Raw genomic sequence first — 17,572 nt, forward strand, 5'->3', positions numbered from 1 at the left:
ACTCTTAAATTCGTGAGTATGAGTAAGGTGCGATTAAAACGCATAAGGATAACCAAGCTGTATGAAAGAAAGGATGGAGAGAGTGGGACTACGTGTATTGAAATTCGGAGGTACGTCTGTTGGAGATGTAGAAAAAATCAAAAATGTTTCCAAAAGACTAATAGAAGCAGTCAATAATGGAGACGAGGTTGTGGCAGTTGTATCCGCAATGGGGAAAACAACGGACGAACTTGTGGGGTTATCCAAAGGAATTACTGCTAAACCATCTGCAAGAGAGCTTGATATGCTTCTTACGACTGGAGAACAGGTGACGACTGCCCTTTTATCAATGGCTTTAAATGAAGAGGGATACGACGCTATTTCATTAACAGGGTGGCAAGCAGGAATTAAGACAGAGACGCTTCATGGTAATGCAAGGATTCTTGATATAGATGCATCGCGGATGAACCAACACCTTGCTGAAGGGAAAATTGTGATTGTTGCAGGATTTCAGGGGCTGACTGATACCTTTGATATTGCAACACTAGGACGCGGTGGCTCCGATACAACAGCTGTCGCAATTGCAGCCGCACTTAAAGCGGATCGCTGTGAAATTTATACAGATGTAGATGGCGTATATACGACCGATCCTCGCTATGTGAAAGGTGCAAGAAAGCTTTCGACGATTTCATATGATGAAATGCTTGAACTAGCCAATCTTGGTGCTGGTGTCTTGCATCCGAGAGCAGTTGAGTTTGCAAAAAACTACAATATCCTGCTTGAAGTACGCTCAAGCTTTACAAACGAACCAGGAACGCTTATTGAGGAGGTCGTATCAATGGAACAAAATTTAGTAGTTAGAGGTCTTGCTTTTGAAAGTAATGTCACAAAAATAACGATTTCAGGCTTACCAAATGAAATCACTACTCTCCCGTCTCTATTCTCATCACTTGCCGCGAACGGCATTAATGTCGATGTCATTATTCAAAGTACTGGGGAAAAGAATACAACGAGTATTTCATTTTCAATTGAAACAGCGTCACTTGAGTTAACGCTAGATGTACTTCGTCGTATTAAGGTAAAGCTTCCATATGAACATATCTATCATGAATCAGAGTTAGCTAAAGTTTCCATCGTGGGATCTGGTATGATTTCTAATCCAGGTGTCGCTGCCCAGATGTTTGAAGTTCTCGCTGAGCATGGAATTGAAATGAAGATGGTTAGTACATCGGAAATTAAAGTGTCTACCATCGTACCGGAAGAAAAAATGATTTATGCGATTGAGTCGCTACATGACAAATTTCAACTGGATGAAAGAACACCAGTTAATCAAATGTAATTGAAAAGGAGACCACTGCGTGGTCTCCTTTCTACTTAATTTGATCTTTGGGGTCCCATTTCACGGTAAATTGAATGTCATTCTTCTTATCGGTTTCATATGCTTCAGCAATGCACTGAAGCATATTTTGATATTGTTCAGCAAGAAAGCCTGCTTCTAGCTGATAACAGCCAATACGGCTTGTTTTCTTACGTTCTGTGATCAGGTTTGAATGAAGGTCAAATGTGACTTCATTCTTTTTTTCTTGTACAATCGACAATTTGCCCCAACCAGCACGTTGAAAAAATTCTTCGATCTCTTCTCGACTGGAGAGTGGAAACTGTCTGGCCATTTCCTTGCCAGTCCAATATAAAACAGCAGGTTGCTCACTCCCGAGAAGTTCTGGAATAAGAATTTCTCTGTAGAATTCATACCCAAAAGCAGTTGTTTCTAGTTCATGACTATAATCAATCGAGTTAGTACGCTTCTTAAACATAAATTCCTCCCAGCTTTTCTACTAAATAATTATAACGTTTAAACGTAAAATCCTCCATAGCACAATTGATAGAATTTACAACAAAGGAAGCGTATTCAATCATTAGAAATGCAAGTCTTGCAAACCAATTTTGAAAAGTCTAAATGTACGCGTTTTCTTGACGGTCCTAAATGATGGGAGTACAATGGGTATGTCACAATATAATCGACAGAAAGCGATGATTTCTGTGCATGCAAAGACTTCTTTAGTAGAAAAAATGCACTGGCAGATGGTAGCTTAACAACTTAAAAGGGGGACACACAAAACATGGCCGCAAGTCGAGACTTTGTAAGCCGAAAATTGCATTCGCTTCTAGGAGTAATTCCACTCGGACTCTATGTTACTCAGCATTTAACAGTTAACTATTTTGCAACAAGAGGGCCCGAAGCATTTAATGATGCAGCGCACTTTATGGAGAGCCTTCCTTACAGGTACCTGCTTGAAATTTTCGTCATTTTCTTACCGCTCTTATTTCATGCGATTTATGGTGTTTATATCGCATTTCAATCCAAAAATAACGTAAGCCGTTATGGCTATCTACGTAACTGGATGTTTTACTTGCAGCGGATCTCAGGCGTGATCGTATTAATCTTTGTTACGTGGCACGTCTGGCAAACGAGGTTACAGGCCGCTATGGGAGCAGAAGTGAACTTCCAAATGATGGCTGACATCTTATCAAATCCAGCAATGATGATCTTTTACATTGTCGGTGTATTGGGTACTGTCTTCCACTTCGCCAATGGACTATGGTCATTCTTCGTAAGCTGGGGCTTCACTGTGACACCAAAATCACAGCGTGCGATGACATATGTCACAATGATTATTTTCGTTGCACTTTCAGTTGTAGGAATGCGCGCATTATTTGCATTTGTTTAAGAAAGTGAACTGTCTTCACCACGTCTGATACATAATCTTTCAGACAGAGCCAGCATTTAAGGGGGAACCGTTCTTATGAGTAAAGGTAAATTAGTAATAGTTGGAGGCGGCCTGGCAGGATTGATGGCAACCATCAAAGCTGCTGAAGCTGGAATGAATGTGGATCTACTTTCCATCGTTCCAGTTAAACGATCTCACTCTGTATGTGCACAGGGTGGAATTAATGGGGCTGTTAATACAAAAGGGGAAGGTGACTCTCCCTGGGAACATTTTGATGACACGGTTTATGGAGGAGACTTCCTTGCAAATCAGCCTCCAGTAAAAGCGATGTGTGATGCTGCACCTGGTATTATTCACTTAATGGATCGTATGGGTGTTATGTTCAACCGTACACCTGAAGGTCTGCTTGATTTTAGACGCTTTGGTGGTACACAGCACCACCGTACTGCATTTGCAGGTGCAACAACTGGTCAACAACTTCTATATGCGCTTGATGAGCAAGTTCGTCGCCATGAAGTAGCAGGCCTTGTAACGAAGTATGAAGGCTGGGAATTCTTATCAGCTATTCTTGATGATGAAGGTGTTTGTCGAGGTGTAGTTGGTGAAAATCTAACCACTTCTGAAATTCGAAGCTTTGAAGCTGATGCGGTTATTATGGCAACAGGTGGACCTGGTATTATCTTTGGTAAGAGTACAAACTCTGTCATTAATACGGGATCTGCTGCAGGTGCCCTCTATCAGCAGGGAGCCATTTATTCAAATGGAGAATTTATTCAAATTCATCCAACCGCCATTCCTGGAGATGATAAGCTTCGCCTCATGAGTGAATCGGCACGTGGTGAAGGTGGACGTGTATGGACTTATAAAGACGGTAAGCCATGGTACTTCCTTGAAGAGAAATACCCGGCATATGGGAATCTTGTACCGCGAGATATCGCGACTAGAGAGATTTTTGATGTATGTGTTAGTCAGAAGCTTGGCATCAATGGAGAAAACATGGTATACCTTGATCTTTCTCACAAAGATTCAAAAGAGCTTGATGTTAAACTTGGTGGAATTATTGAAATCTATGAAAAGTTCATGGGTGATGATCCACGCAAAGTACCTATGAAAATTTTCCCTGCCGTTCATTATTCAATGGGTGGGCTATGGGTTGATTTTAATCAGCAGACGAATATTCCAGGCTTGTTTGCAGCTGGAGAGTGTGATTACTCTCAACATGGTGGTAACCGTCTAGGAGCAAACTCTCTTTTATCTTCTATTTATGGTGGCATGGTTGCAGGACCAAATGCAGTTGACTACATTAATGGATTAGAATCTACTGTGGAAGACCTCTCTTCTACTCTATTTGAGAAGCATCAGCAAGAAGAGCAGGCAAAACAAGATGCAATTATGAAGATGGATGGAACAGAAAATGCCTACCAAATTCATAAAGAGCTTGGCGAATGGATGACTGCTAACGTTACAGTTGTAAGAAACAATGACAAGCTAAAGGAAACAGATGAGAAAATCCAAGAGTTGATGGAGCGTTACGAGAACATTAATATTAATGATACATCCAAGTGGAGTAATCAGGGGGCTTCATTTACTCGCCAATTATCTAACATGCTGCAGTTGGCAAGAGTGATTACAATTGGGGCCTTAAATCGTAATGAAAGTCGCGGTGCGCATTATAAACCTGAATTCCCTGAGCGTAATGATGAAGAATTCCTAAAAACTACGATGGCAAAATACGATGCAGTTAACAACAAACCAGAGTTCTACTATGAAGAAGTTGATACATCATTAATTAAACCTCGTAAACGTGATTATTCTAAGAAGAAAGCGGGGAATAAATGATGAGTGAAAAGAAAACCGTTACTCTTAAAATAAAAAGGCAGGATGGACCTGAGTCCGCACCATATGAAGAAACATTTACGATTCCATATCGCCAGAACATGAACGTCATTTCTGCACTCATGGAAATTCGTCGTAACCCTGTTAATGCGAAAGGTGAAAAAACAACGCCGGTTATTTGGGAAATGGGTTGTCTTGAAGAAGTCTGTGGAGCTTGTTCAATGGTGATTAATGGGAAACCACGTCAATCCTGTACGGCTTTGTTGGACCAACTTGAACAGCCGATTAGTTTGGCTCCAATGACAACATTCCCTGTAGTTCGAGATTTGGCAGTAGATCGTAGCAGAATGTTTGATGCGCTTAAGAAAGTAAAAGCGTGGATTCCGATTGATGGAACGTATGATCTTGGACCGGGACCTAGAATGCCAGAGAACAAACGACAGTGGGCTTATGAACTGTCTAAATGTATGACATGTGGTGTTTGCCTGGAATCGTGTCCGAACGTAAACAGCCGATCAGAGTTTATCGGTCCAGCAGCTGTATCTCAAGTGCGACTTTTTAATGCCCATCCTACAGGTGCCATGAATAAAGAAGAGCGCCTTGAAGGTTTAATGGGAGATGGAGGACTTGCAAACTGTGGAAACTCACAAAACTGTGTACAATCGTGTCCGAAAGGTATTCCATTAACCACTTCGATTGCTGCGATGAATCGTGCAACCTCACTTCAAACATTTAAAAACTTCTTTGGAAGTGATCACTAGAAAAGATCCCCTTATGGGGGTCTTTTTTTGTGTAAAATTCTAGAAGGAACTCATACGATATTTCTCAGGAAATGATGAACAAGAACGAAGCTTGTCAGATTGTTTGCCTACAATTGTTTTAGATAGAAATGTGAATGGATGTAACACGTATGACAGAATTTCATATATTGTATGGACTATATGATTTCAGTTGAAGTAGCTTTGTTGCCCTATCGAGGAGGGTGGAATGTTGAAAGGGAACCACTACCGACCAAAGCCACTATTAACCAAAAGAGAAAGAGAAGTTTTCGAACTGCTTGTTCAAGACAAAACAACAAGAGAAATCGCAGAAGAACTGTTTATAAGTGAAAAAACAGTTCGGAACCACATTTCGAACACGATGCAAAAGCTTGGAGTAAAGGGGCGTTCTCAGGCTGTTGTTGAATTGCTTCGACTGGGAGAGTTAGAAATTTAGCTAAGCCGGCTTAGTAAAGCCGGTTTTTTCCTTTTGTTATCGGTTTCGATGGTATTTTAGAATAACACCATCACCATTGTGTATATAAAAGAGTTTCAGTATCGAACAAATGCTATGAAAGAGAAATTTTGTGACGTGTTATCGTAAATGAAGAAACCCACTCACTAATAATGTAAAAGAAATTTGAGCGATAATGGTGAAAAATGATCCTAAAACGGTTAATATGGAGGGAAGGTGGTCGATTGGAACGTTTTCTCATTGACGTAAACCTGGTAATTTACTATCATTAGTACGTTCATAATCACAAATGAAACCGGTTTAATGAGGGGAACTTGAACATGAATGGTGGATTTGAAATCAAAAAAATTCTGAATAACAACGTCGTGATTGCCATATCTGAGCAAAATAATGAAGTGATCTTAACTGGAAAAGGCATCGGCTTTAATCAGAAACAGGGTGAAAGACTCGATGAATCTAGAGTGGACAAGTATTTTGTTCTTATAGATAAACATGAACAGGAACAATATAAGTTGTTGCTTCCTCATGTTCCAGAATCATTTATTGGCATTATGAATGATACAATCTCTTTAATTAGTGATAAATTAAATGCAGAACTAGATGAGCATATTCATGTCTCATTAACAGACCACCTGTCATTTGCAATTAAACGTCTTAGTCAGGGGTTAGATGTGAAGAATCCTTTTCTAGTGGAAACACAGACCATGTATCCAAAAGAATATACGATTGCTGAAGAAGTCATTCAGCATATTAATCATAAATTAGATGTGGCACTTCCTGATGGAGAGATTGGATTTGTTGCGTTGCATATTCATAGCGCTATAACAAATCGTAGTGTAGGGGAACTCAACAAATATTCGGCTTTAATGAATCGACTTGTCAATGTCATTGAAGAGTCCCTTCACATCGAAATTGATCGTACGGGGGTTGATTATTTAAGACTTGTGCGTCATCTCAGACATGCGATTGAACGAAGTGAATCAAACCAGCCGGTTGAAGCACACGAACGTTTAGAAAAAGTATTGAAAGAAGAATATCCAATGTGTTATAATCTTTCATGGAAGTTGATTAAAATAATGCAAAAGGAACTTCGTACGAATTTTCCTGATGCAGAAGCAGTCTACTTAACAATGCACTTGCAAAGGCTTTCTCCTAAATAATTTTATACTTAACGGTAACGTGTTACTGATACGATCAGGCATGAGTGAAACCGGAATGACAATATTGAATTGGGGTATAGTATATCCTGATACAATTGTCATACCATCACTCATGCCTTTTTTATATGTAAATTCTTAGGGGGAAAATAAAAGGAGGAAAACAAATGTTTAAACAAGCTTTCGGGGTTTTACAACGTGTTGGTAAAGCGTTAATGCTTCCAGTGGCGATTTTACCTGCTGCTGGTCTGCTACTTGGGTTTGGTAACGCTTTTCAAAACCCAACATTGCTAGAAAAATTACCATTCATGTCTGCAGAATGGTTCCAATTACTTGCTACTGTTATGGAAGAGTCTGGTGGGATAGTATTTGCTAACCTTGCGCTCCTATTCGCGGTCGGTGTAGCAATTGGTTTATCTGATGGAGACGGGGTTGCTGGTATTGCGGCAATTGTCGGCTTCCTTGTTATGAATATTACGATGGGTGTACTTGAAGGCGTTTCTGCTGATCAAGTTGCTGAAAGCGCATCATATGCTAATGTATTAGGTATACCTACCCTTCAAACAGGGGTATTTGGAGGAATTATCGTCGGTATTCTTGCCTCCTATATGTATAAACGGTATTATAATATTCAACTTCCTCAATATCTTGGCTTCTTTGCTGGGAAACGTTTTGTTCCAATCGCTACGGCGGTTTCATCACTGATTCTTGGTGTGATTATGATCTTTGTTTGGCCACCTGTACAATCAGGTCTAAATGCTTTTTCACACAATATGCTTGATGCCAATCCTGCTCTCGCAGCATTTGTATTCGGTGTCATTGAACGTTCATTGATTCCATTTGGACTTCACCATATCTTCTACTCACCATTCTGGTTTGAGTTTGGACAGTATACAAACGCTGCTGGTGAAATTATCCGAGGAGATCAAAAGATTTTCTTTGAACAATTAAAAGATGGTGCTGAACTTACAGCTGGTACGTTCATGACTGGTAAATTCCCGTTTATGATGTTTGGACTTCCTGCAGCAGCACTTGCTATGTATCATGAAGCTAGACCAGAAAAGAAAGCGGTTGTGGCTGGTATTATGGGATCCGCTGCGTTAACATCTTTCTTAACGGGTATTACAGAACCACTTGAATTCTCATTCCTATTTGTTGCGCCAGTTCTTTTCGGAATTCATGCGATTTTTGCAGGACTTTCCTTTATGACTATGGCATTGCTAGATGTTAAAATTGGGATGACTTTCTCTGGTGGTGTCATTGACTTCCTTCTATTCGGAGTTCTACAAGGAAGAACAGCATGGTGGCTCGTTATTCCAGTAGGATTAGTGTTTGCTTTAATCTACTACTTCGGCTTCCGTTTTGCGATCCGCAAGTTTAACTTAATGACGCCAGGACGCGAAGAAGATGAAGAAGATGAAATTGCTGACGACGGTCAGGAAAATACGGCTCTTGCTTATAATGTGCTTCAAGCTCTCGGCGGTGAAAGCAATATTACAAGTCTAGATGCTTGTATTACACGACTTCGTGTTTCTGTTTCAGATAAAGGCGAAGTGGATAAGAAACGATTGAAACGTCTTGGAGCATCAGGTGTTATGGAAGTAGGGAATAACATTCAGGCAATCTTTGGTACACAGTCCGATGGGTTGAAGGGACAGATCAGAGATATTATGAGTGGAAAAACGCCAAAACCACTTCAAGATCAGAAGAAAGAAGAACAATCTGAAAAACCTTCTGTTGTCAAAGGAGAAGATCACCTTATTGCTCCTATAGAAGGAAAAATCATGCCAATCACAGAAGTGCCCGATCAGGTATTCTCTGGTAAGATGATGGGTGACGGTTTTGCGATTGAACCGACTGATGGCTTGATTGTCGCACCAGTTGATGGCAAAATAATGAATGTGTTCCCAACAAAGCACGCAATTGGAATTGAGTCAGTTAATGGTCGTGAAATTCTCATTCATGTTGGAATTGATACAGTTAACCTCAAAGGTGAAGGGTTCGAGGTGTTTATCAGCGAAGGCGATGACATTAAGCAGGGACAAAAGCTTATGAAAGTCGATCTTCCTTATATTAAAGAAAATGCAACTTCAACCATTACGCCTATTGTGTTCACAAACCTTGAAGAGGGAGAAACGATTGACCTTTCAAAAGAAGGTACTGTTTCTCGGGAAGACAAAGATATTATTACAATATCTAAATAAAAAAATAACAATTGAAAGAGGGAATTAAAAATGGCAGAGAAAAATTTCACAGTAACAAGCGAATCAGGTATCCACGCTCGTCCCGCAACTGCACTAGTAAACAAAGCAGGTCAATATAGCTCTGACGTAACACTTGATTATAACGGGAAGTCTGTTAACTTGAAATCCATTATGGGTGTTATGAGCCTTGGTATTCAACAAAACTCTGAAATCACAATCAAAGCAGAAGGATCAGATGCTGATGAGGCGATTGCAGGACTAACTGAAGTTATGGAAAACGAAGGTCTAGGCAAGTAATGTCTAACCAGCTGACTGGAATTGGCGCTTCTGCGGGAATAGCTATTGCGAAAGCGTTCGTACTTGAAAACCCGGCTCTTGAAATTGAACAAACTTCAATTTCTGATGCAGGTGCTGAAATCGAACGTTTTGAAGCGTCCGTTCATCGTGCCAAAGAAGAACTCGAAGTAATTAAAAACCACGCCAATGAACAGCTCGGAGAAGATAAAGCAGCGATATTCGCTGCTCATCTTCTCGTTTTATCTGATCCAGAGTTGTTAAATGCGGTTAAAGATAAAGTAAACAACGAAAAAGTAAATGCTGAAAGTGCAATGAGTGACGTGTCAAATATGTTTATTAGCATGTTTGAAAACATGGATAACGAGTACATGAAAGAACGTGCTGCTGATATTCGTGACGTATCAAAACGCGTACTTGCTCATTTGCTAGGCGTGACGTTTACTTCTCCTGGAGCAATTACAGATGAAGTGATTGTCTTAGCTGAAGATCTAACACCTTCTGACACTGCGCAATTAAATAAGCAGTTTGTTAAAGGGTTTGCAACAGATATTGGCGGTAGAACATCTCACTCTGCCATCATGGCTCGGTCAATGGAAATTCCAGCTGTGGTTGGAACGAAAACAATTACTTCTGAAGATGTTGAAGGTAAGATTGTGATCATTGATGGAATCGATGGTAATGTGATTGTTGATCCTTCTGATGAAGAAATCGCACAATATACGAAGAAAAAAGAACACTTCGAAGCCAAAAAGCAAGAGTGGGCTAAGCTTGTTAATGAGCCTACAACAACAAAAGATGAAAAACATGTTGAGCTTGCAGCAAATATCGGAACACCTGAAGATGTTAAAGGGGTTCTTGAAAACGGCGGAGAGGGTGTTGGTCTTTACCGTACTGAGTTCCTTTATATGGGACGTAATGAATTGCCATCAGAAGAAGAACAATTCAACGCTTATAAAGAGGTTCTTGAGAAAATGGACGGTAAGCCAGTTGTCATCCGTACGCTTGATATCGGTGGAGACAAAGAGCTACCATACTTAAATCTTCCAAAAGAAATGAATCCTTTCCTTGGGTTCCGTGCGATTCGTCTTTGCCTGGAAGAAACAGAGATTTTCCGTACGCAACTTCGCGCACTTTTACGGGCTAGTGTTTTCGGAAACTTGAAAGTAATGTTCCCTATGATCGCCACTGTTGGTGAATTCCGTGAGGCGAAAGAGATGCTTCTTTCTGTTAAAGAGGAGCTAATTGGGGAAGGTACTCAAGTTTCAGAAGATATCGAAATTGGTATGATGGTTGAGATTCCAGCAACTGCTGCTATGGCGGACGTATTTGCTAAGGAAGTTGATTTCTTTAGTGTTGGAACAAATGATCTTATTCAATATACGATGGCTGCTGACCGTATGAATCAAAAAGTATCTTACCTGTACCAACCATATAACCCCGCTATTCTTAGACTTGTGAAAATGGTTATTGATGCAGCTCATAAAGAAGGCAAGTGGGCCGGTATGTGTGGAGAAATGGCAGGAGATCAAATCGCGATTCCGATCCTTCTTGGACTTGGTCTTGATGAATTTAGCATGAGTGCAACGTCAATCTTGCCTGCTAGAAGTCAAATGACGAAGCTATCAAAAGAAGAGATTTCTTCGCATATTGATCATATTCTTTCACTAGCAACAAATGAAGAAGTGATTGCTTACGTACAAGAACATTTCGCAACGGAAGAGCTATAGGAAACTATAGCTCTTTTTTTCGTTTATAATCGAAAGTCGAATCATAATGGCGGATCGTGAGATTTTTGATTCTGAAATGTTTCGAATCGTGACAGGGAAATCTGGATGTGTTAGTAAATGGTTGTAACTTGCATAATAAATCATACACTCTTCTTGCATTTCAAGTCGCTTACAATCAAAATAGATTATAAGATACCATAAGGGGGAGACTAGATGTCTGAAGAATTAACGAGAGAACCAGCTTCAATTGTTGATATAGAGAAATCACTTCGAATGGTGGCTGGAATCATTAAACAAAATGGACGCGAACTTTTAAGTGAATTTTCCATTACCCCTCCTCAATTTATGGCACTCCAATGGCTTTCTGAATATGGGGACTTAACCATTGGCGAGCTATCAAATAAGATGTACCTTGCTTGTAGTACAACAACGGATTTAGTCGATCGAATGGAAAAGACGGATTTAGTAAAACGAGTGAAAGACCCACATGATCGTCGCGTTGTACGAATTCATATACTTGATAAGGGAAATGACATTATCAAAAAGGTTATTCATAAAAGACAGGTCTATTTGGAAAAGATTACTCAGACATTTTCAGGTGATCAAGTAAAAGCATTGGAAGAAAGTTTGCATTTGCTTTATGACGAAATGAAAAAGAACGAATAGGACCGGTAAGTAGAGAGGCGAATTGTTTTGAAAAAACCAATTGGGGTTATTGATTCTGGAGTTGGCGGTTTAACGGTAGCTCGCGAAATAATGCGTCAATTACCAAAGGAAGAAATTGTTTATTTAGGAGATACAGCAAGGTGCCCATACGGACCTAGATCTGCGTCTGAAGTGAAACAGTTTACGTGGGAAATGACCAATTATCTTTTAGAAGAATATCAAATTAAGATGCTCATTATCGCTTGTAATACAGCCACAGCCGTAGTGTTGAAGGAAATTCAGGATGAACTTAATATACCAGTTAGAGGTGTAATCCATCCCGGTGCAAGAAGTGCTCTTAAAGAAACAACGAGTAAATACATTGGGGTCATTGGCACGGCAGGTACAATTAAGAGCAGAGCGTATGAATATTCACTTAAAGCGATCGATGATGATGTTAAGGTTGAAAGTCTTGCTTGTCCGCCTTTTGTTCCACTTGTCGAAACGGGCAATCTCTCAAGTGAAGAAACCTATCAGACTGTTAGAAATACGCTATCTCCTTTACTAAATAAAGGGATTGATACGTTAATTTTAGGTTGTACTCATTACCCTTTATTAGAACCAGTTATCCAATCAGTGATGGGAGAAAAGACAGCGATTATTTGTTCTGGAGATGAGACGGCCTATGAAGTGAGTGGTATCCTAGAGTATAGCTCGCTTTTATATACTGGGGATCATCGCCCTTCTCACACATTTTTAACAACAGGATCGATTGATAATTTCACAAGAATCGCAAGTCACTGGCTAGATTATCCTGTGAAAAATGTCAAGCGTATCGAACTCTAATCCTTTTTGGGTTAGAGTTCTTTTTTTATGGCTCTATTCATGAAGGGTATGCATGTTTTACTTGAACGAGCTAAACACCTAGAAATCAATAACAGCTAGCGTTGCCTTTATATATAGGATGGATTGATGAAAGGGCACATATTAGGAGTCAGGTTCATTACCCTGAAATTGAGTAGTACCGCAATTATTTTTCTTATGACATGAAAGGCATACAAGTTATTGTCATCGAGAAGGTATAAATTAAAATATAACTCGTATAAATGGTAGTACAAACCATCCGGGGAGGGATAGCTATGCGTTTACGCGGAATTGGATTCGCGCTATTGTTGCTTTCATGTATATTAACAATATCTGGCTGTGGTTTCGGTTTTGAGAAGTCATTGAAGGAAATTGATCCTCCAAAAGTTGATTATGTCAAGGACGGGGAGCAAATGCAGGATAAGGAGACTGGTGCAACTAAGGAAGGGGAGGTAGAAGAGGCGACAGGAGACGAACCGTCTGAAGAAGCAAGTGGAATGACAACGCGGCAACTTTATCTACTTGATGCAAACGGAATGGTGGTACCTCAGAGTTTTCAGCTTCCGGCAGTAGAAAGTGCTGCAAAACAGGCACTTGAATACCTGGTGATTGACGGTCCCGTTACAGAGATGCTTCCGAATGGGTTTAAAGCTGTTTTACCTGCAGGAACGGTGGTTCAGGGAATTGACCAGGTGGATGAGACATTAGTTGTGGATTTTTCAAACGAATTTAAAGACTATGCCGCTGAAAATGAAAAACAAATTCTTGAAGCTGTCACATGGACGCTTACTCAATTTGATGGCGTCAAGAAAGTGAAAATTCAAATCAATGGCTACGATCAGTCAGAAATGCCCGTTAATGGTACCCCTATTGGTGAAAGTGTGAGCCGAGCTAACGGAATCAATCACGAAATGGGTAATGTTGTAGACGTCTCCAACAGCGAAGATATTACGGTTTACTTCATGGCTCAAAACGAAGACTATTCTTATTATGTGCCGGTAACAAAGCGAATGGAAGGCGTATCCAACGATGTAAGAGGCGTATTAAAAGGCTTGATGGAAGGCCCGCCTGTTCAATCTGGATTATTTAGTCAGTTTTCGAAAGATATCAAATTACTTGGCGCAAATGAAGAGGACGGATTATTAACACTTGACTTCAATGAAGCCATTTTAACTGGATCAGAAGAAATGGTTTTGCAGCAAGATCTGTTAAATAGCCTTGTCCTTTCGTTAACTGAGCAAACAGATATCAATGAAGTAGCTATAACAGTGGATGGTCATCCTGAAGTAATGGATGAATCTGGGAACGCATTGAGCGAACCCGTTTCAAGGCCAGAAGACGTTAACAAAGTGGGTTTTTAAAATAGAATATGATAGGATGTAGAGGCAGGGAAACTGCCTCTTTTCCATGTTGATAAGAGAGGTAGATGATGATTGAATTAAGTGACATCAGGTGAAAAAGCGAACGATTTGTTATTAGGAGGACAAGTATGAGAGTAGATGGGCGTCAGGAAAATGAATTGAGAGCGATACATATTGAAAGAGACTATATAAAGCATCCAGAAGGCTCTGTTTTGATAACTGTAGGCGATACAAAAGTAATCTGCTCTGCTTCTATTGAGGATCGAGTTCCTCCATTTATGCGTGGACAGGGGAAGGGATGGATTGCAGCAGAATATGCGATGTTACCGCGTGCGACTGAGCAGCGAAACATTAGGGAATCAAGTAAGGGAAAAGTGGCTGGACGTACGATGGAGATTCAGCGTTTAATCGGAAGGGCGCTACGTACCGTAGTTGATCTTGATGCGCTTGGGGAACGTACAATCTGGATAGATTGTGATGTCATACAGGCTGACGGGGGGACACGTACTGCCTCTATTACTGGAGCATTTGTGGCACTCGTCATTGCCGTTGAAAAAGGAATGGCGCGCAAGCAAATCAAGAAAATGCCTATCACTAATTTTCTTGCCGCTACGTCGGTTGGCATAGACAAAAATGGGTCAGCGTTATTAGATTTATGCTATAGAGAAGATTCTTCCGCTCAAGTCGATATGAATATTGTACTGACAGGTAGTGGAGAATTTGTTGAATTACAGGGAACAGGAGAAGAAGCAACATTCAATATGGATCAACTGAATGAAATGCTGGCCCTTGGAAAAGCAGGGGTTGAGGAATTAATTAAAATTCAAGCTGAAGTGATTGGTGACTTCGCGACGAAGATAAAGGAGGCTCCCTCATCTAATGCGTAAGCTCCTTATTGCCACACAAAATGAAGGGAAAGTAAAAGAATTCAAGCGAAGATTCGAATCAGCTGAGTTAAGCGTTCTTTCTTTATTAGATATTGAAAATGCTCCAGATGTGGCTGAAACCGGGAGCACCTTCGCTGAGAACGCCGTTTTAAAAGCGGAAGCAATCATGAAACTCACAAATCAGCCTGTCATTGCGGATGATTCGGGGCTAGTTATTGATGCGCTTGATGGAGATCCTGGCGTCTACTCTGCGCGCTATGCAGGGCCAGAGAAAGATGATGAAGCGAACATTGATAAAGTTTTACAAGAAATGAAAGATGTGCCGAAAGAAAAGCGCAACGCTTCCTTTCATTGTCTCCTAGCAGTAGCAATTCCCGGTCAAAACACTGAGATATTCTCGGGTACGTGCAATGGCATGATTACGTATGAACGATCTGGAAGTTATGGTTTTGGGTATGACCCGATTTTCTATGTTCCTTCTTATGACAAAACGATGGCTGAGCTTTCTCCTGAAGAGAAAAATGCGATTTCCCATAGGGGACAAGCGCTCGACCGATTAGAAGAGGCATTCAAAGAGTTATTTTAACGAAAAGAGGTGGCGTAAAATGAAAGTCCTTATTGTTAGTGATAATCATGGATCTGAGGAAGAATTGCAGCATCTGGTAGAGCGACATCAGCATGAAGTGGCGTGTATGATTCACTGTGGAGACTCAGAATTTGATTATGATGCAGACGAGATGCTTCCATTCGAGGTAAGAGTGAGAGGGAATTGTGATTTTGATAACCGATATCCTGATGAGTTCGTTCACACAGTAGGAAATAAAACCATCTTCGCCACACACGGTCATCTGTATAATGTGAAGATGACATTAATGAAGTTGCACTACAAAGCACAAGAAGAGCATGCTGACCTTGTTTGTTTTGGCCATTCTCACGAAGTTTTAACCGAATTTGTAGACGGGACGCTTTTCCTTAATCCCGGTAGCGTTAAACTTCCAAGAAGACCGACGATCCAAACATACGCCATTGTGGAGTGGACAAATGATACGGTTCAAGTACATTACTATGATGAAAATGGAAAAGTGATCGGGGAAATTTCTAAAACATTTTCTCTTTAAATAGGAAGAAAAACACAGCCTCTGCTGTGTTTTTTGACTTATTTCTATTGACTTTACGAATGCAGTCCGTTATATTAATAAATGTCGCTAGAAACTTAAGGAATAAAAACTTAAGGAATAAAAAAGCATCATGACACCTTTGATCATTAGCATGTCCCAGTAGCTCAGCAGGATAGAGCAACAGCCTTCTAAGCTGTGGGTCGCAGGTTCGAATCCTGCCTGGGACACCATTATATATTTTCTGTAAAGGCATTTATCCTATGTGGTAGAATGGCTTTTTTTTGTTTATCATCTATCTCTAATAAGCTGGTACAGTAACTATAAATGGAGAGGTAAAAGGATTCCACATTCCAGTAGCGTGCTTCAGCTTGAGTTTACAGGTGGATACTGATAAACTGATACCTAATCGTAGCTGCGCCTTTCCTGCTGTAAACTCTTTTAATAGAGAATATAAGAGAGTGGAGCGATTACGTCATGGATAAAGAAAAGGATGAAAGGAAAATAGTTTATTTTCCAAACGTGGCAGGCAAGCTTGTCGAAAAAGGAATGGCAGCACTTAAAGCTAAAGAAATACAAGAGGCACACGAACATTTTAGTCAGCTACTTGAAATCGAACCAGATCATCCGCAGGGGCATTTTGGAATGGTCTTGAGCCTTGTAGAGATGGGCGATTTGAATGAAGCGTCTGAACGCTGCGAAACAATGATGCAGCAGGGGATCGGAGACTATTACGACATTTTTCAAGTATACATATCAATTTTAGTTCAGCTTGGAAAGTATCAGAAAGTAGTTACGATGATTGAAGCGGTATTACAAGAAAATCAGCTTCCGTCTAATATTGCGGAGTCGCTCTACCAGCTGCTTCATTTTAGCAGACAAATGACGAGCTATGATCTTGATTCTGAGAATGATTATGATGCTGGTCAGGAGGAAGATGTTGACAAGCTTATTGCTTATCTTGAAAGCGATAAGACGGAAAAACAGTGGTTAGCTATTCAAAAATTAAGCACTGTAGATGAAAGTAAGTCTCTCCCCGTATATCTTACATATTTAAATGCAACAAACAAAGATCCCCTTCTTAAAAGTTTAGTTTTACAAGTGTTGAGAGAAAAAGAATTGGATCAAGAAGTCGTCGTACATAAGTTCGGAAGAGAGATTACAGTAAACCCTGCTACATTAAAGGATATCTTTTTACAAGAATTTTCTTTAAGTGTAAAGGCTAAACTCTCTGACGTAGTTGAACAGGGGAATCCAGCTCTTTTTGAAATGTGCATGCAAATTTGGTGGCATTATTTATTTGCGATCTCTCCCTTTGAAGCAGAGCCTTCCAATAGTTCCGTGTGGGCAGCTGCTGTTCACAAAGTAGCATCTGAAATGAATGGGGAAGATGTGTCGAATGAGGAACTTCGTACATATTACGAAGTGAAGCCTTCTGAGTTTGAAGTCGCTGCCAATCGGATCATGAACATTGAGAATCAGCCGTTTTATCGACCGTTCGAATAGTAATACATGGAAAGAAAATGGTTTTGCTTGCG

17 protein-coding genes and 1 tRNA gene are annotated in these 17,572 nt (G+C 40.3%); 17 read left to right on the forward strand and 1 reads right to left on the reverse strand.

The features are described from left to right. Nucleotides 1-82 precede the first annotated feature (82 nt). Complete coding sequence (locus LC090_RS06615) at nucleotides 83-1,318, forward strand: aspartate kinase (RefSeq protein WP_226656450.1); 1,236 nt, start codon at nucleotides 83-85, stop codon at nucleotides 1,316-1,318. A 31-nt stretch (nucleotides 1,319-1,349) separates the two neighbouring features. Here LC090_RS06615 and LC090_RS06620 read toward each other — a convergent pair whose 3' ends face one another. Further along, entirely contained in the window at nucleotides 1,350-1,793 is a 444-nt protein-coding gene (locus LC090_RS06620; protein ID WP_226656451.1) for a YslB family protein, read from the reverse strand. A 306-nt stretch (nucleotides 1,794-2,099) separates the two neighbouring features. On the opposite strand from LC090_RS06620, the gene LC090_RS06625 reads away from it, so the two are divergent. The 16 genes from LC090_RS06625 to LC090_RS06700 all read left to right on the forward strand — a co-directional run bounded on the left by LC090_RS06625 (nucleotide 2,100) and on the right by LC090_RS06700 (nucleotide 17,540). Next, the gene (locus tag LC090_RS06625; RefSeq protein ID WP_159783591.1) at nucleotides 2,100-2,708 is read left to right on the forward strand and encodes a succinate dehydrogenase cytochrome b558 subunit; all 609 of its coding nucleotides are present in this window, start codon (nucleotides 2,100-2,102) and stop codon (nucleotides 2,706-2,708) included. Between the two features lie 75 nt (nucleotides 2,709-2,783). After that, nucleotides 2,784-4,547, forward strand: coding sequence for a succinate dehydrogenase flavoprotein subunit (sdhA, locus tag LC090_RS06630; protein WP_226656452.1), 1,764 nt, complete (start codon nucleotides 2,784-2,786; stop codon nucleotides 4,545-4,547). Beyond that, nucleotides 4,547-5,305, forward strand: a complete 759-nt coding sequence (gene sdhB, locus LC090_RS06635; RefSeq protein ID WP_226656626.1) for a succinate dehydrogenase iron-sulfur subunit — start codon at nucleotides 4,547-4,549, stop codon at nucleotides 5,303-5,305. The genes sdhA and sdhB overlap by 1 nt, the downstream gene beginning before the upstream one ends. Nucleotides 5,306-5,531: 226 nt before the next feature. Beyond that, the gene (locus tag LC090_RS06640; RefSeq protein ID WP_369810531.1) at nucleotides 5,532-5,759 is read left to right on the forward strand and encodes a helix-turn-helix domain-containing protein; all 228 of its coding nucleotides are present in this window, start codon (nucleotides 5,532-5,534) and stop codon (nucleotides 5,757-5,759) included. Between the two features lie 338 nt (nucleotides 5,760-6,097). Then, nucleotides 6,098-6,937 (forward strand): glucose PTS transporter transcription antiterminator GlcT, encoded by an 840-nt coding sequence (gene glcT, locus LC090_RS06645; RefSeq protein WP_226656454.1) that lies wholly within the window; start codon nucleotides 6,098-6,100, stop codon nucleotides 6,935-6,937. A gap of 164 nt (nucleotides 6,938-7,101) precedes the next feature. Beyond that, the gene (gene ptsG, locus LC090_RS06650; protein WP_226656455.1) at nucleotides 7,102-9,138 is read left to right on the forward strand and encodes a glucose-specific PTS transporter subunit IIBC; all 2,037 of its coding nucleotides are present in this window, start codon (nucleotides 7,102-7,104) and stop codon (nucleotides 9,136-9,138) included. Between the two features lie 30 nt (nucleotides 9,139-9,168). Further along, nucleotides 9,169-9,435: a phosphocarrier protein HPr gene (locus LC090_RS06655; RefSeq protein ID WP_098444446.1), complete on the forward strand. Its 267-nt coding sequence runs from the start codon at nucleotides 9,169-9,171 to the stop codon at nucleotides 9,433-9,435. Continuing rightward, entirely contained in the window at nucleotides 9,435-11,162 is a 1,728-nt protein-coding gene (ptsP, locus tag LC090_RS06660; RefSeq protein ID WP_226656456.1) for a phosphoenolpyruvate--protein phosphotransferase, read from the forward strand. The genes LC090_RS06655 and ptsP overlap by 1 nt, the downstream gene beginning before the upstream one ends. 213 nt (nucleotides 11,163-11,375) lie before the next feature. Continuing rightward, the gene (locus LC090_RS06665; protein ID WP_226656457.1) at nucleotides 11,376-11,828 is read left to right on the forward strand and encodes a MarR family winged helix-turn-helix transcriptional regulator; all 453 of its coding nucleotides are present in this window, start codon (nucleotides 11,376-11,378) and stop codon (nucleotides 11,826-11,828) included. A gap of 21 nt (nucleotides 11,829-11,849) precedes the next feature. After that, nucleotides 11,850-12,653: a glutamate racemase gene (gene racE, locus LC090_RS06670; RefSeq protein WP_226656628.1), complete on the forward strand. Its 804-nt coding sequence runs from the start codon at nucleotides 11,850-11,852 to the stop codon at nucleotides 12,651-12,653. 293 nt (nucleotides 12,654-12,946) lie between these two features. Beyond that, a complete protein-coding gene (locus LC090_RS06675; RefSeq protein ID WP_226656458.1) occupies nucleotides 12,947-14,032 on the forward strand; it encodes a GerMN domain-containing protein in 1,086 nt (361 codons plus the stop codon). 128 nt (nucleotides 14,033-14,160) lie between these two features. Further along, nucleotides 14,161-14,919, forward strand: a complete 759-nt coding sequence (gene rph, locus LC090_RS06680; protein ID WP_226656459.1) for a ribonuclease PH — start codon at nucleotides 14,161-14,163, stop codon at nucleotides 14,917-14,919. After that, on the forward strand, nucleotides 14,912-15,505 hold the full coding sequence (locus tag LC090_RS06685; RefSeq protein ID WP_226656461.1) for an XTP/dITP diphosphatase: 594 nt from the start codon (nucleotides 14,912-14,914) through the stop codon (nucleotides 15,503-15,505). The genes rph and LC090_RS06685 overlap by 8 nt, the downstream gene beginning before the upstream one ends. Before the next feature lie 19 nt (nucleotides 15,506-15,524). Then, a complete protein-coding gene (locus LC090_RS06690; protein ID WP_226656463.1) occupies nucleotides 15,525-16,037 on the forward strand; it encodes a metallophosphoesterase in 513 nt (170 codons plus the stop codon). 153 nt (nucleotides 16,038-16,190) lie between these two features. Then, nucleotides 16,191-16,267: transfer RNA gene (locus tag LC090_RS06695), tRNA-Arg, on the forward strand. A 244-nt stretch (nucleotides 16,268-16,511) separates the two neighbouring features. Further along, entirely contained in the window at nucleotides 16,512-17,540 is a 1,029-nt protein-coding gene (locus tag LC090_RS06700) for a tetratricopeptide repeat protein (RefSeq protein WP_226656464.1), read from the forward strand. Nucleotides 17,541-17,572: the final 32 nt, after the last annotated feature.

Source organism: Guptibacillus hwajinpoensis (assembly GCF_020524165.1).
GTDB classification, from domain to species: domain Bacteria; phylum Bacillota; class Bacilli; order Bacillales; family Guptibacillaceae; genus Guptibacillus; species Guptibacillus hwajinpoensis_D.

Bases quoted from the DNA above. Each gene is read 5' to 3' on its own strand.
- LC090_RS06620 (WP_226656451.1), bottom strand. From the start codon at position 1,793: ATGTTTAAGAAGCGTACTAACTCGATTGATTATAGTCATGAACTAGAA.
- LC090_RS06625 (WP_159783591.1), top strand. From the start codon at position 2,100: ATGGCCGCAAGTCGAGACTTTGTAAGCCGAAAATTGCATTCGCTTCTA.
- sdhA (WP_226656452.1), top strand. From the start codon at position 2,784: ATGAGTAAAGGTAAATTAGTAATAGTTGGAGGCGGCCTGGCAGGATTG.
- sdhB (WP_226656626.1), top strand. From the start codon at position 4,547: ATGAGTGAAAAGAAAACCGTTACTCTTAAAATAAAAAGGCAGGATGGA.
- LC090_RS06640 (WP_369810531.1), top strand. From the start codon at position 5,532: ATGTTGAAAGGGAACCACTACCGACCAAAGCCACTATTAACCAAAAGA.
- glcT (WP_226656454.1), top strand. From the start codon at position 6,098: ATGAATGGTGGATTTGAAATCAAAAAAATTCTGAATAACAACGTCGTG.
- ptsG (WP_226656455.1), top strand. From the start codon at position 7,102: ATGTTTAAACAAGCTTTCGGGGTTTTACAACGTGTTGGTAAAGCGTTA.
- LC090_RS06655 (WP_098444446.1), top strand. From the start codon at position 9,169: ATGGCAGAGAAAAATTTCACAGTAACAAGCGAATCAGGTATCCACGCT.
- ptsP (WP_226656456.1), top strand. From the start codon at position 9,435: ATGTCTAACCAGCTGACTGGAATTGGCGCTTCTGCGGGAATAGCTATT.
- LC090_RS06665 (WP_226656457.1), top strand. From the start codon at position 11,376: ATGTCTGAAGAATTAACGAGAGAACCAGCTTCAATTGTTGATATAGAG.
- LC090_RS06675 (WP_226656458.1), top strand. From the start codon at position 12,947: ATGCGTTTACGCGGAATTGGATTCGCGCTATTGTTGCTTTCATGTATA.
- rph (WP_226656459.1), top strand. From the start codon at position 14,161: ATGAGAGTAGATGGGCGTCAGGAAAATGAATTGAGAGCGATACATATT.
- LC090_RS06685 (WP_226656461.1), top strand. From the start codon at position 14,912: ATGCGTAAGCTCCTTATTGCCACACAAAATGAAGGGAAAGTAAAAGAA.
- LC090_RS06690 (WP_226656463.1), top strand. From the start codon at position 15,525: ATGAAAGTCCTTATTGTTAGTGATAATCATGGATCTGAGGAAGAATTG.
- LC090_RS06700 (WP_226656464.1), top strand. From the start codon at position 16,512: ATGGATAAAGAAAAGGATGAAAGGAAAATAGTTTATTTTCCAAACGTG.